Here is a 13,240-nt window from a genome sequence, read left to right on the forward strand (position 1 = left end):
GTGGGTGGCAGGCTCCGCACTGTTAGTCGAATTTCCCCGGACTCAGTGAGGACTTGCCATGACTGGAATCGATCGCTCTTCGTCTTCAAGAAGCTCCCAGCGGGAATCGCGCGTGTCGGGAGGGGACGCCGCCCGCGGCCTCCGGAATGAGACGAACCGGCGCGAGGACGCGCGGCAGCCCGAGCAGAACAAGGCCAAGGGCTATTCGGTGAAGGACGGCTGGGATTCGCGGCCCGCCCACGCGGCGAAGCAGTCGCAACCGGCGGTCGAGGCCCAGGCCGTGGCCGCGGAGGACGGAGTTGCCGCCGCGACGGAGCCGGATGTCGACTGGGACTTCATCGCCGAGCAGGAAGGCCGGGCGGTACAGGATGGCTATGTCCCGGACGCCACGGGGAGCAAGAGCGGCGTTACCGTGGGCACGGGCGTGGACCTGGGCGCCCGGGACATGAACGATTTGGACCGGCTGGGGCTGTCGGACGCGCTGAAGACGAAGCTGGAGCCCTACCTGGGCAAGCAGGGCCAGGACGCCGCGGACTTCCTGGCGGAGAACCCGCTGAACCTGACGGCGGAAGAGGTCAAGGAGCTGGACCGGGCCGTGAAGGGTGAGGCGCTGGACAACGTGGTCAAGGAGTACAACACCGAGGTCGAGCGCCTGAACGCCGCGGACGGTGGCAGCCGGCCGAAGTTCGCGGAGCTGCCGCGGGAGATGCAGACGGTGATTGCCTCCGTGGGCTTCCAGTACGGCTCGCTGAAGACGGCCACGCCCAACTTCTTCGCGCAGGTGACGGAGCAGCGGTGGGACGACGCGAAGGCCAACCTGGAGGACTTCGGTGACCGCTATCCGTCGCGCCGTGGCCGCGAGGCGGATCTGCTGGGTGAGGGCATCGCGACCCTGAGCTGATCCCGCTGCGGCCAACAAGGCCCGGAGCGCGGCGGAGACGCCGAGGCTTCGGGCCTTCTTTGCGTCCGAAGGGGCGCCGCTTCGACCGTGAGGAATTACTTCACTTCGATGTGCGCATCCGTCCTTCGACGGGCGGGCCTACGACGCTCCGGTGTGAGGACCAAGACTCGGGAGGGGGACCGGCATGTGTCCGGTCCCCGACTGCGCGGTGCCCTGCGGGGGGATGTCCCGGAGTCGGAACCAGGTGCACGGTGGCTGACCCACTCCTTCCGGAGCGCCCCATGTTCAAAGCCCCCGACTCCGACGGGGCCGCCAGCGCGGCCGAGTCCGTCGATTGCCGTCCCCTCATCACGTCACTGTCCGACGTGGGGCTCCTTTCCAAGGAGCGAGGACGCGCGCTGACTGACAAGCTGAACCGCTTCTTTGAGGCGGTCCGTGCCCCATCAAAGAAGACCGACGAGGCGTTCTGGACGGATTTCCAGCAGGAGTTTGGCTTCGCGACGGTCGCGCCCTCCGAGCGCGTCACGCCGATGAACGCCGCCAACCTCTGCCCGGAGCCCACGGCGCTCATCGAGTCGCTCAACGAGCTGCGCCTCGAATACAACCTCAACGTCTCGCAACAGATGCGCACCGTGCAGGGCGAGCGGGTGCTCCAGTTGGAGCGGACGCGCAAGAGTCTGGCCTTCGGCCTGGGCCTGAGCGACCCGACCGACCTCGCCATCGTGCGTAATGCCACGGAGGCGAACAACGCCATCAACTGCGGCTTCCGGGGCTGGAGCGCGGACGGGAATGACACAGTGGTGATGTGGGCGGAGAACCATCCCACCAACCGCGAGGCCTGGAAAATGCGAGCCGAGTGGCCCGGCGGCCCGACGCCCTTCAAGGTGGAGGAGGTGTCCTTCCCGACGAACGCCCCGGAGGCGGACATCGCGACGGCCTTCATCAATCGAATCACCGAGCGCACGCGCTTCGTGACGTACACTGAGACGGCCAACAGCAATGGCTTCCGCATGCCCGAGTCGGTGATGCGCGCCATCTGGGCCCACGTGAAGACGAACCGGCCAAACTGCCATGTCCACATCGATGGCACGATGGCGTGGGGCGCGCGCCCGCTTGACCTGGCGAACGCGTACTGCCACAGCCTCGTCTCCAGCGCCCACAAGTGGTTCCTGGGGCCCAAGGAGACGGGCATCCTCTTCATGCGCAAGGAGAAGGCCCGGAACTTCATGCCGAGCATCTTCGGGTACGACTACCGCATCGTCATCGTGCCGTACCGGGAGCTGCCGGAGAACGCGCTGAGGTTCGAGCTCATCGGGCAGCGCGACGACGTGAACATCATCGCGCTAGACCTCACCCAGAAGATGTGGACGGCGCTGCAACCGCGCAGACCTTACGAGCGGATCGCCCAACTCGCCCAGCACCTCATGTCACGGCTCCAGCAGACGGGGAGCCGGTGGAAGCTCGTCACGCCGAGCGACCCGGCGCGCAGTTGGGGCGTGGTGCGCGTCGAGGCGCCGAAGGAGCACCGGGAGAAGACGCTGTACGACTGGCTCTACGAAGACCCGCGCTACCACATCGCGGGCTCCGGGGACGACAAGACGTTCCGCCTGTGCCCTCACATCTACAACACGATTGCTGATGTGGACCGGGCCGTCGATGGGATGAATGCCTGGTACGATGACAAGCGTTTGTGATGGGGGGCCGTGACGCTGCGCGCGACCGGGACGGGGGCCGCAAGCACTGCGGAGGGGCCGTGACAGGTGTGCCTACCCCAAATTCGGTCGCTGCGTCATGCGAGTCCCCCGCCGAGGGCCCAGACGAGTGGCAGGCAGAGGCTCTCGGGCAGCCTCTGGGCCTGAAGAAAGTCATCACCCCAGCGGAGTGCATCTAAATACAGGACTTGTAAGAGCTTCCGGATTCCAAGAAAATCTGCTTGGTCTGTCCGTTCCCTGCCCGTCCATTCATGTCAGCATAGACAGGAGAGCCAACATGAAGTCCTCATGTGCGTGGATGTTGATCTGTGCGGTTGGTCTGTCACTGGGGTGTGGCGCCGAGGCACCGCAGACGAGCGACGAGGAGCTCATCCCTCAGACCGTTGCCTGGGTGAACGACGACGGGACGCTCGAGCAGCACACCTCCTATGTCACCCGAGCGGAACTACAGGCCCAGGCCAGAGCACGGGAGGCCCAGCGTATCGCCGCCCTCGAAGGCCGGACGGCATCCCAGATTCCAAGCCTGATTATCGACTGCAACAATGGCAACACGCTATGGCTCTTCTCAGGCACGAACTATACAGGGGCAAAGCTCTGCCTTTATCGAAACCCAGCCAGTTCTGTCGGTCTTGCGGACCTGAGCAGGATTCAACTGCCGTTCATCTCATTCCCGCCGCGCTATTGGGCAGGAGCCGTGAGGAGCCTGTCCGCCGGCATTGATGCCGGCAACCTGGCGACCTGCGACCTGATCCCAGCTCGATGCTACACCGCGCCTGCGCCCTACGTTGGATTCACTGCATGGCAGAATATTGCCAGCATCAGCGCTGCGCCTGGATACCCAAACGCTCCAAACACCGCCTGGCTCACTGACTAAATCGCCGGGGCTGACCCGACGACCGGACCCCGGGCACGACGGGCGGCCCCAGGGAGTGGGCCACCCGCCGTGGAAGTCGGACCTACGGGAATCTGTACGTCAGCGTCAGGTTGTAGGTGCCCGCCGCGTAGCCGCGCACCATGATGACCTGCGCGACACGCCGCAGCATCCAGCGCTCGGTGGGAAAGCCCGCTACGAGTGTGCCTGCGCGCAGAATCGTGGCCACCTGTTGCCATTGCGTGGGCGTCAATCGCGAAGGTTGCCCCGGGTGTCGGCGTGCACGCAGCGCACGCAGTCCGCCCGAACGCAGCCGCGCGGCCCACTTGCTTATCGCGGCCTCGGACACCCTCAATTCACGCGCGACGCGCTCCTGCTGCTGCTCGGCGGAAGGCCGGCGAGGCTGCCAAGCCATGAGAAGTGCACCTCCTCACGAACTCAACAACCTCGCTCCCCGAAGCTCATCCGTTTCGGTTCTCTCAGTTGAGCACGCGGCGAGCACACGGGACTCGGTAGTACTCGCCACACACGCGCAGCCACCATGGAGGGACAATGAATCCGCAGCGTTACGACTCGGAGCTGCCGCGGCGCAAGCCCAGGGCCTTCATTTTTTTGTAGAAGTGACCGCGTTCCAGGTCGAGCAATCGCGCGGCTTCCGTCACGTTGTCGTGTGTATGGGAAAGCACGTGCTGGATGATTTCCCGCTCGGCGTCTTCCACCTGCTCGCGGAACGTCCGGTCCGCGCGAGGCCGGAAGCCCACGGGCGCGGGAGGCTCGGTCGCCACCGGGGCGGCGATGGCGGGCGCGGGCGTACTGGACGCCAGGACCACGGCCGCCTCGGGAGAAGGAGGGGGTAGGGGGCTCGCGGGTGTCTCCACCGGTGCGGGCGGCGGCACGTTCCGGCCCCGGGGCAACAGCTCCAGCGCATCCGTCCGGGTGACGATGGGGCCTTCACACAGGATGGCCAGCCGCTCCACGAGGTTGCGCAGCTCGCGCACGTTGCCGGGATAGTCGTAGGCGCTCATCACCGCCAGCGCGTCGGGGGACAGCGTCAACGGCCGGCGTCCATTCTTGGCGCAGGCCTCGTCGAGGAACGTCTTGATGAGGTCCGGCAAATCTTCGCGCCGCTCACGCAGCGGAGGCGAATGAATCTGCACCACGTTGATGCGGTAGTAGAGGTCCTCGCGGAAGCGCCCGGCGGCAATCTCCGCCTCCAGGTTCTTGTTCGTCGCCGCGACGACGCGCACGTCCACCTTGTGCGTCTCCGCGCCGCCCACGCGCTCCAACTCGCCTTCCTGCAACACGCGCAGCAGCTTGGCCTGCATCGCCTGCGGCATGTCGCCAATCTCGTCCAGGAAGAGCGTGCCCTCGTGGGCCAGCTCGAACTTGCCTCGCCGCACGCTCACCGCGCCGGTGAAGGCGCCCTTCTCGTGGCCGAACAGCTCGCTCTCGATGAGCTCGTGCGGCACCGCGGCGCAGTTGAGCTTCACGAAGGGCTGCCCCTTGCGCTTCGAGTGCTGGTGCAGCGCCCGCGCGATGAGCTCCTTGCCCGTGCCGTTCTCACCCGTAATCAGCACGCGGCCCTCGGACGGCGCCGTTCGCTGGATGAGCGAGAAGATGCGCTGCATGGCCGGTCCACTGCCGACCATGTCGTAGCGGCCCAACTGCGCCCGCAGCTCCTGGAGCTCCGCCATGGCCGCCTGGTGCTTGAGCACGTTGCGCAGCGCCACCAGCAGCCGCTCCCGGGCGATTGGCTTTTCCAGGAAATCCCTGGCCCCCAACTGGGTAGCCTTCACCGCGGTGTCGATGGTGCCGTGCCCGGACATCATGATGACGGGCAGCTCCGGCTTCAGCTCGGTCAGCTTCGCCAGGGCCGTGAGGCCGTCCATGTCCGGCATCTTCACGTCCATCAGCACCGCGTCCACGGGACGGGCGCTGACGACATCCAGGGCCACCTGCCCGCTGTTTGCCAGGTGCGTCTGATACCCCGCCAGTTGGAGCGACTGGCTCAGGGTGAGGAGGATGTTCTTCTCGTCATCGACGATGAGGACAGAGGCGGGCATGGCGGGCTTTCCCCGAGGCGTGCCACGGGGCGCGCCACACGCGGGTCAATCGTGACAATCTCACGGAAAATATTTGGAGATTCAAGGGTTTCGGCGATGGGGTGGGGTGTCCTGCGCGGGACAAATGTTTTGACTCACCCCCTCCAGTGAGACTACACGCCAACGACTACACCCCGCGGGCGCGGGCGCGTTTTCGACTACAGAATTCTGGAGGAAATAATGCGTCAGATTTCCCTTTTGGCGGGGCTCTCCCTCGCCGTCGCCATCATGGGCGGCTGCACCCCTTCCTATCCGAAGTGCAACGAGGACGAGCACTGCGCGGAGAAGGGCGAAGTTTGCGTCCAGGGCCAGTGCCAGGAGTGCGCCACCGACGCCAACTGCCAGGAGGGTTTCACCTGCCAGGCGAACAAGTGCGCCCCCAAGCCGCCTGAGTGCACCACGGACAGCGCTTGTGGCAGCGGCCGCATCTGCGAGGCCGGCAAGTGCGCCGAGGCCCAGTGCCAGCAGGACACCCAGTGCCCCGGCGGCGGCAAGTGCGAGTCCGGCCGTTGCCAGGTTCCCGAGAACACCTGCGCGTCCAGCTCTGACTGCGGCGAGGGCCAGGAGTGCCAGGCTGGCCAGTGCGTGACGGCCTCCGCGGAGCGCTGCGACTGGAGCCCCGTCCCGTTCGGCTTCAACGAGTCCGGCCTGTCCGCGGACGCGCAGCAGCGCCTGTCCGACCTGGCTCAATGCATGAAGACCGCTCCGGGCCGCGTCACCCTGGCGGGCCATGCCGACGAGCGCGGCACCGAGGAGTACAACCTCCAGCTCTCCAACCGCCGCGCGGCGTCCGTCAAGCGCTACCTGACGGACCTGGGCGTGCCGGCCAGCCAGCTGGGCACGGTGGGTTATGGTGAGACCCGCCCGGTGAACTCCGCTTCGTCCGAAGACGCGTGGTCCGAGAACCGCCGCGTCGAGTTCCAGCGCTAGTCTGAGGTAGGCTGCGCGTGTGATGGCCGTCCAAGAGCCGGAAGCGCGTCAGTCCTATCTTGTCTTCGCCTGTGGCAGTAGCTGGTATGCGGTACCCGCGGAGAGCGCGGCGGAGGTCGTGACCTTCCCCGAGCTCACGCGGGTGCCCGGCGCTCCAGCCCACCTGCTGGGCGTGTTCGCGCATCGGGGTGAAGTCATCCCCGTCGTGGACATGGGCCTGCTGGTGGGCGGCGTCAGTCAGGGTTCCCGAAGGGCGGTGCTCGTTCGCCTGCCGCGTGGGACCCTGGCCCTCACGGCCAGTACGGTGGCCGGCGTCTCCCCGGTGACGGGCACGCTGGAGCCCCTGGGCCCCACGGGCGTCCACGTCCACCTGCGCGGCCCCGCCAAGAGCGGCCCCCGGGACGTGGCCGTCATCGACCCGGAAGGGCTCTTCGACCACCTCAGTCAGGGGACCTGAGTCATGGAGCCGCCGGGCCACGTCCGGGGAATGCTCCTGTGCCATGCCGGTCCCCACCGGCTCGCCTTCCATGCGCACGAGGTGGCCTCCATCGCGTCGCCCTCCGGGCACGCGGCGGCCTCCGCGCGCCGGGCCTTCCATGAGACGGAGGGTTCCGCCCGCGTGCTGGTGTCCGCCTCGGGCGGGGCAGTGGGCGTGGATGCGCTGGAAATCGACGCGGAGCCGCACCGGGTGCTGCCCGCGCCGCCGGTGACGGTGCGCGCGTCGGGGGGCAGCCTCCAGGGCTTCGTGATGGCGCGAGGAGCGCTGTGGCCCCTCGTGGGACTGGCGGACTTCGAGCGCTTCCTGCGCGGGCATCCAGGGGAGGGTGCATGACGGTGCCCGGGGGCATGAGGGGCCTGGCGCGGTGGACCGCGCGTCCCGCGTTGTTGGGCAGTTCCATGGGCACGGTGCTGGTGCTGCTGCACTGCCAGCTTACCGGCACGGTGCCCGAGGGCACCTGGGGGCCCTTCCTGCTGCTGGTGGGCGTGGCGTTGTCGCTGGCCCTCTGGTTCACCGGCGTTCATGGGCGGCGCGCGCTGCGGGTGCTGTACGCGCTGGGCGAAGGCCGGCTGCCGTCCACGCACGAGGCCCTGCTCAAGGCGCTGCTGGAAGCGCGCTCCTTCCCGGAGCGGAGCTTCGCCTTCGTCCTTCAGTGCTGGCTGTTGGCCTCGTTGGGCGTGGCGCTCGTCTTCGTTCCGCTGGTGGGCGGGACGTGGATGCTGGGGATGCGGCTCGCGCTGATGGGTCTGTTCCTGGGGCCGCTGAGCGCGCTGTTCGTCTACCTGATGGTGGCTCGCCGCGCCCGCAAGGCGGTGGAGTTGGTGGCGGCCCAGGGCTTGTCCCCGCTGGAGGTGGTGGCCACGGCGCCGCCTCGCCGCCTGCACATCCGCCGGCGGATGGTGCTCTTCACCGCCATCGCTGTGCTCAGCCCGTCCTTCTTCATCCTCGACGCGTCGGTGACACGGGCGATGGACGCGGTGGATGCGATGGTGGGTGCGCCGGCCCATGTGCAGCGCGACGTGGCCGGACGGGCCAGTGAGACGAGCGGGCTCGCGGTGGCTGGATTGGTCGCGGTGCTGGTGATGATGACGGCCTATGTGGGCGGCGCCGTCATCGCCGAGCCGCTGCGCTCCATCACCGAGGACGCCACGCGCATCGCCCAGGGCGATTTCCGCCCGCCGCGCATCATCGCCGCGGAGGACGAGGTGTGGGCCACCTCCGCCGCCTTCGCGCAGATGCAGACGCAGTTGGGGCAGGCGCTGGCACAACTGCGGCGCGCGGGCCTCCAGATTTCCACTACCACTGAGCAGTTGGTGGCCACGTCCGGTGAGCAGGAGTCCGGCGCGGATGAGCAGTCCGCGTCGCTCAACGTGACGAGCGCCACCACGGAGGAGCTGGCACGCTCGGCGCAGCAGATTGCTGGCAATGCGGAGTCGGTGTCCGCCATCGCCGAGACGACCTTCGCCGCCGCGCAGACGGGACAGCGAGGCGCCGCCGCCTTCCTGGGCGCGATGCAGCGCATGAAGGAGGACAACCAGGCCATCGCGGACGCGGTGGTTCGGCTCAACAAGCGCGTGCAGCAGATTGGCAAGGTGGTGGAGTTCATCAACGAGATTGCCGACAAGTCCGACCTGCTGGCGCTCAACGCCGAGTTGGAAGGCACCAAGGCGGGCGAGGTGGGCCGCGGCTTCTCATTGGTGGCCGCGGAGATGCGGCGCCTGGCGGAGAACGTCATCCGTTCCACGAAGGCGATTGAGCAGCTCATCGCGGAGATTCGCGATGCGACGCACGCCGCGGTCATGGCCACCGAGGCGGGGCTGAAGACGACGGACGCGGGCACGGTGCTGGCCGCGCAGGTGGACGAAAGCCTGAGCCTCATCCTGGAGCTGGCCCGGCAGACGTCCCACGCGGTGCGCAGCATCTCCCTGGCCACGCAGCAGCAGCAGACCGGAACGGACCAGTTGGCGGCCGCCATGGGCGACATCCTTCGCGTCACCGAGCAGAACTTCGCGGCCACCAAGCAAATGGCGGCGGCCAACGCCGACCTGTCCACCCTGGCGCGTGATTTGAAAGACGCGGTGGAGCGCTTCCACGTCGGGCCGGGAGGTGACGCGTGAGCGCGCAGAAGGGCCCCAGGCGGGCCTCCTTCAGCCGGCACCTCATGGCGCCCGTCCCGCTGGCCAACCTGGTGGGCGCGGCGCTCAGCCTGCGCTTCGCCTCGCTCACCCTCGCCGAGCCGCTGGCGGGGCGGATGGGGTTGATGGGCATCCTGGGCGGCGCGCTCTGCGCGACGGCGTTGGTGTCGGGGGCCGCTGTGTCCCTGGGACGGCAGCGCACCCTGCGCGGGCTGGAGCGTGGGGATGTGCCCACCACGCCGCAGACGCTGGCGTCGGCGGTGGCGGAGGTGACGCGCGCGCCGGACGAGGCCTTCCTGGGCTCGCTGGGACTGTGGCTGGTCACCACCCTGACGCTGGGCGCGTGCATGTGGCTGGGCGTGGGCGTGGAGTTGGCGGTGGCCGCTCGCATCGCCGCGTTGGGCCTGCTCTTCGGGCCGTTGACCGCGCTGCTCGTGTACTGCCTCGTCGTGCTTCGGTCGCGCAAGGTGGTGCTGTGGCTGGCGGAGCTGGGTATGACACACGCGCAGCTCATCGAGGCCATGCCCCGGCGCGCGGAGCTGCGTGCGCGGCTGGCGGCCTTCGCCTTCGTGGCGGTGATGACGCCCGCGGTGCTGTCCGCGCAGCTCGCGTCGGCGCTGAGCAACCACATCTTCACCCGGCTCATGGCGGAGCGGGACGTCAGCCGTCAGCTGATGTTGGCGCAGGAGCTTCGAGTCGAGGCGCTGACGCAGGGCGGAGGGCTGGTGCTGCTCGTCTTCGCGCTGGCGCTGACGGCCGCCTACCTGGGCGGCACCATGCTGGGGCGGCCCCTCCGGGAGCTGTCGCGCGAGGCGAAGCGCATCGCCGAGGGGGACCTGGCCAGCCCGCGCGTGGTGCCCGCGGAGGACGAGGTCTGGGACGTCTCCGCGGCGTTCACCACCATGCGCGTGCATCTGGCGGACGTGATGTCGCAGTTGCAGCGCGCGGGCGCGCAGATTTCGGCGACCACGGAGGAGATTCTCACCACGTCGGGACGCTACGAAGCGGGCGCGACGGAGCAGGCCAGCTCGCTGGACGAGACGAGCGCCACCACGGAGGAGCTGGCGCGTTCGGCGCGGCAGATCGCCGAGAACGCGGGCTCGGTGGCGGAGATTGCCCAGCGCACGCTGGGCGCGGCGCAGCAGGGGCAGGGGAGCGCGGAGGCCTTCCTGGGCTCCATGGCGCGTATGCGCCAGGACAACGGCGCCATCTCCTCCGCCGTAGTGCGGCTCAACAAGCGCGTGCAGCAGATTGGCAAGATCGTCGAGTTCATCAACGGCGTCGCCGACAAGTCGGAGTTGCTGGCGCTCAACGCCGAGTTGGAGGGCACCAAGGCCAGTGAGGTGGGCCGGGGCTTCTCGCTGGTAGCCGCGGAGATGCGGCGGCTGGCGGAGAACGTGCTGGAGTCCACGAAGGAGATTGAGGGCCTCATCGAGGAGGTGCGGGAAGCCTCCGCCGCGGCCGTGTCCGCCACCGAGGGCGGCGTGCGTGCGGTGGAGACGGGCACCACGCTGGCGCAGCAGGTGTCCGAGTCGCTGCGGCAGATTGTCGACCTGGCCGGGCAGACGTCCTACGCGGTGCGCAGCATCTCCCTGGCCACGCAGCAGCAGCAGATGGGCACCGACCAACTCGCCGACACGATGGCGGACATCCTCCGCATCACCCAGCAGAGCCTCAACGCCACCAAGCAGGTGACGACGGCGAACACGGACCTGCTCGTGCTCGCCAGGGACCTGCAGGGCGTGGTGGAGCGCTTCCAGATTGGCCAGGAGCCGCTGGGGGAGGAGGGCGGGTGACCCCGAGCGAGCGCCTGCTCAGGCAGTTCCGGGACCTGGTGACGGTGCGCCTGGAGCGCATCACCCGGTCCTTGATGGAACTGGAGTCTGGCGCCAGCGCGGAGGCGGGGCGGGGCGTGCTGCGAGAGCTGCACGGCTTGAAGGGCGAAGCCCGGATGATGGGCTTCGATGACGTCAACGTGCTGGTGCACGAAATGGAGGAGCTGGTCCGCTGCACTGAGCCCTTGCGCTACGCGCTCTCACCCGCGTCCACGGATGCGTTGCTGACCACGGCGGACGCCGTGCTCGTGTTCTCCGGGACGCAGGCCGCCGATGAGCCGCCGCCCGCGGTGGAGCGGCTCGTCGCGTGGTTGCAGGAGTGCGTCCGCTCCGAGTCGGTGCGGCTGCCGCCTGGACGTCTCGTGCCCGCAGAAGGAGCCCCCGCGACTTCGGAGGCCGCTGGCCGCGTAGGAGCCCAAGGTGGTCCCCACTCCGCCGTGCAGACGAACCCGGGGGCTTCTCCGGGGCGGCTGTTGACGATCCCCGTCGCGGAGGGGAGCCGGCCTCACGTGCCTTCACCGGGCCGGAGCGCGATGCCGAGCTTCGTCTCTCCGCAAGCCTCTGGCGCCGAGGCGTCCTCCGGTGCGGGAGCCCGGGCGGCCTCCTCGGCTCCGACGGTGCAGGGTTCCAACGGCCTCACGGCGCCCCGGCAGCCCGAGTCACGTCCGGACACTGCGGTGCGCATCGGCGTGGAGAGCCTGGACCTGCTCACCAGTGCCGTCACCAACCTCACGCAAGTGGCGCGTCGCCGGGAGCTGGCCAATGCCCGACGCCTGGCCCTGGCCCGTGAGCTGAGCCAGCTTGCCCGCGAGGCGGAAGACCTGGGGCCCGCGGGCGCCGCGTTGGCGGCACGGTTGGGCTCGGCCAAGGAGATGGCCGCGGTCCTCCACCGCGAGTCGAAGCTGCTTTCCAATGCGGAGCTGCGCGACCTGGGCATGTTGGTGGAGGAGGTGCAGACGCTGCGCATGCTGCCGCTCTCCGTCCTCTTCGAGCCTTACCCCCGCATGGTGCGCGACCTGTCCCGCGCGCTGGGCAAGGAGGTGGAGCTGGTCGTCGACGGCGAGGACACTCGCGCCGACCGCGCCGTCGTGGAGGCGCTTCGCGAGCCGTTGATGCACCTGGTCCGCAACGCCCTGGACCACGGACTGGAGACGCGGGTGGACCGCGTCACGGCGGACAAGAAGCCGCGTGGCTGTCTCACGCTGCGTGCCGCTCGAGAGGGCAACCGCATCAACCTCCGTGTCGAGGACGACGGCATGGGCGTGGACCCCGTCCAACTCCGCAAGGTGGCCGTGCGCAGGGGGCTGTTCGACGAGAGCGCCGCCAACGCCCTGTCGGACGCCGCGGCCCGCGAGCTCATCTTCCTGCCGGGCTTCACCTCGCGGGACGTCGTCACCGACCTGTCGGGCCGGGGCGTGGGGTTGGACGCGGTGCGCACCTCCATCCAGGCCCTGGGCGGTGACGTCGGGGTGGAGTCTGCGCCGGGCTGGGGCACCATCTTCGAGCTGCGCGTCCCCGTCTCCCTCACCGTGGCCCCGCTGCTCTTCATCCAGGTGGGGACGGAGACGCTGGCCCTGAGCGCCACCCATGTCTCGCGGGCGCTGAAGGTGGACTCGGCGGAGCAATGCGAGGTGGCCGGCCGCCCGTCGCTCCTGGTGGAAGGCCGGGTCCTGCCGCTGGCCCCGCTGTCGTCACTGTTGGGGCTGGAGCCTCCGCGGCCCGCTCGCGAGGGTGAGCTGGCCCTGGTGGTGAAGAGCCAGAGCGGCGCGGCGGCGCTGGTGGTGGACCGCGTCCTGGAGGAGCGGGTCCAGGCCATCCTCCCCTTGAAGGGCATCCTGGGTCGCTTCGGCCACCTCACCGGGGCCACGTCCCTGGCGGATGGGCGCCTGGCCATGGTGCTCTCGGCGGCCTTCCTCACCGCCAGCGCCCACCAAGGCAATGCCTTGCCGCGTCCACCCCCATCGGTGGAGCCCGGTCCCGAGGCCCGGCGGCGCCGCATTCTGGTGGTGGACGACTCGCCCCTCACCCGGGAGCTCATCGCCAACCTGCTGGAGGCGGTGGGGTACGACACTGTCATCGCCTCGGACGGCGCGGAGGCCCTGGAGGTCCTGGAGTCTCATCCCGTGGACCTGGTCGTCACGGACCTGGAGATGCCGGGGGTGAACGGCCTGGAGCTGGCCCGGCGCCTGAAGGGGCACCCCGTCCATTCGAGGCTCCCGGTGGTCATCCTCACTACCCGTGGGGGGGAGGAGGAC

11 protein-coding genes are annotated in these 13,240 nt (G+C 68.9%); 9 read left to right on the forward strand and 2 right to left on the reverse strand.

The genetic code is table 11. The annotated features are described in order from the left end of the window. Nucleotides 1-58: 58 nt before the first annotated feature. The 3 genes from FMQ63_RS21570 to FMQ63_RS21580 all read left to right on the forward strand — a co-directional run bounded on the left by FMQ63_RS21570 (nucleotide 59) and on the right by FMQ63_RS21580 (nucleotide 3,487). Nucleotides 59-901: a pesticin C-terminus-like muramidase gene (locus tag FMQ63_RS21570; protein WP_011555127.1), complete on the forward strand. Its 843-nt coding sequence runs from the start codon at nucleotides 59-61 to the stop codon at nucleotides 899-901. Nucleotides 902-1,182: 281 nt separating this feature from the next. Beyond that, nucleotides 1,183-2,595, forward strand: coding sequence for an aminotransferase class V-fold PLP-dependent enzyme (locus tag FMQ63_RS21575; RefSeq protein ID WP_011555126.1), 1,413 nt, complete (start codon nucleotides 1,183-1,185; stop codon nucleotides 2,593-2,595). Between the two features lie 295 nt (nucleotides 2,596-2,890). Beyond that, complete coding sequence (locus tag FMQ63_RS21580) at nucleotides 2,891-3,487, forward strand: hypothetical protein (protein WP_141276703.1); 597 nt, start codon at nucleotides 2,891-2,893, stop codon at nucleotides 3,485-3,487. Between the two features lie 82 nt (nucleotides 3,488-3,569). Here the strand turns inward: FMQ63_RS21580 and FMQ63_RS21585 are convergent, their stop codons facing one another. Further along, nucleotides 3,570-3,899: a helix-turn-helix domain-containing protein gene (locus FMQ63_RS21585; RefSeq protein ID WP_011555125.1), complete on the reverse strand. Its 330-nt coding sequence runs from the start codon at nucleotides 3,897-3,899 to the stop codon at nucleotides 3,570-3,572. 151 nt (nucleotides 3,900-4,050) lie between these two features. Further along, on the reverse strand, nucleotides 4,051-5,547 hold the full coding sequence (locus tag FMQ63_RS21590) for a sigma-54 dependent transcriptional regulator (protein WP_011555124.1): 1,497 nt from the start codon (nucleotides 5,545-5,547) through the stop codon (nucleotides 4,051-4,053). Nucleotides 5,548-5,766: 219 nt separating this feature from the next. Between FMQ63_RS21590 and FMQ63_RS21595 the strand changes: the two genes are divergently transcribed. From FMQ63_RS21595 to FMQ63_RS21620, 6 genes are all read left to right on the forward strand, one after another. Continuing rightward, the gene (locus FMQ63_RS21595; protein ID WP_011555123.1) at nucleotides 5,767-6,516 is read left to right on the forward strand and encodes an OmpA family protein; all 750 of its coding nucleotides are present in this window, start codon (nucleotides 5,767-5,769) and stop codon (nucleotides 6,514-6,516) included. Nucleotides 6,517-6,538: 22 nt separating this feature from the next. Beyond that, the gene (locus tag FMQ63_RS21600; protein ID WP_163884324.1) at nucleotides 6,539-6,973 is read left to right on the forward strand and encodes a chemotaxis protein CheW; all 435 of its coding nucleotides are present in this window, start codon (nucleotides 6,539-6,541) and stop codon (nucleotides 6,971-6,973) included. Between the two features lie 3 nt (nucleotides 6,974-6,976). Continuing rightward, nucleotides 6,977-7,348, forward strand: a complete 372-nt coding sequence (locus FMQ63_RS21605; RefSeq protein WP_011555121.1) for a hypothetical protein — start codon at nucleotides 6,977-6,979, stop codon at nucleotides 7,346-7,348. Then, nucleotides 7,345-9,132: a methyl-accepting chemotaxis protein gene (locus FMQ63_RS21610; RefSeq protein ID WP_011555120.1), complete on the forward strand. Its 1,788-nt coding sequence runs from the start codon at nucleotides 7,345-7,347 to the stop codon at nucleotides 9,130-9,132. The genes FMQ63_RS21605 and FMQ63_RS21610 overlap by 4 nt, the downstream gene beginning before the upstream one ends. Continuing rightward, nucleotides 9,129-10,946: a methyl-accepting chemotaxis protein gene (locus FMQ63_RS21615; RefSeq protein ID WP_011555119.1), complete on the forward strand. Its 1,818-nt coding sequence runs from the start codon at nucleotides 9,129-9,131 to the stop codon at nucleotides 10,944-10,946. The genes FMQ63_RS21610 and FMQ63_RS21615 overlap by 4 nt, the downstream gene beginning before the upstream one ends. Further along, on the forward strand, nucleotides 10,943-13,240 hold a 2,298-nt coding region (locus FMQ63_RS21620; protein ID WP_141276706.1), incomplete at its 3' end, for a response regulator. The genes FMQ63_RS21615 and FMQ63_RS21620, both read left to right, overlap by 4 nt.

This window comes from Myxococcus sp. CA005, from assembly GCF_006518205.1.
Taxonomy (GTDB): Bacteria; Myxococcota; Myxococcia; order Myxococcales; family Myxococcaceae; genus Myxococcus; species Myxococcus xanthus.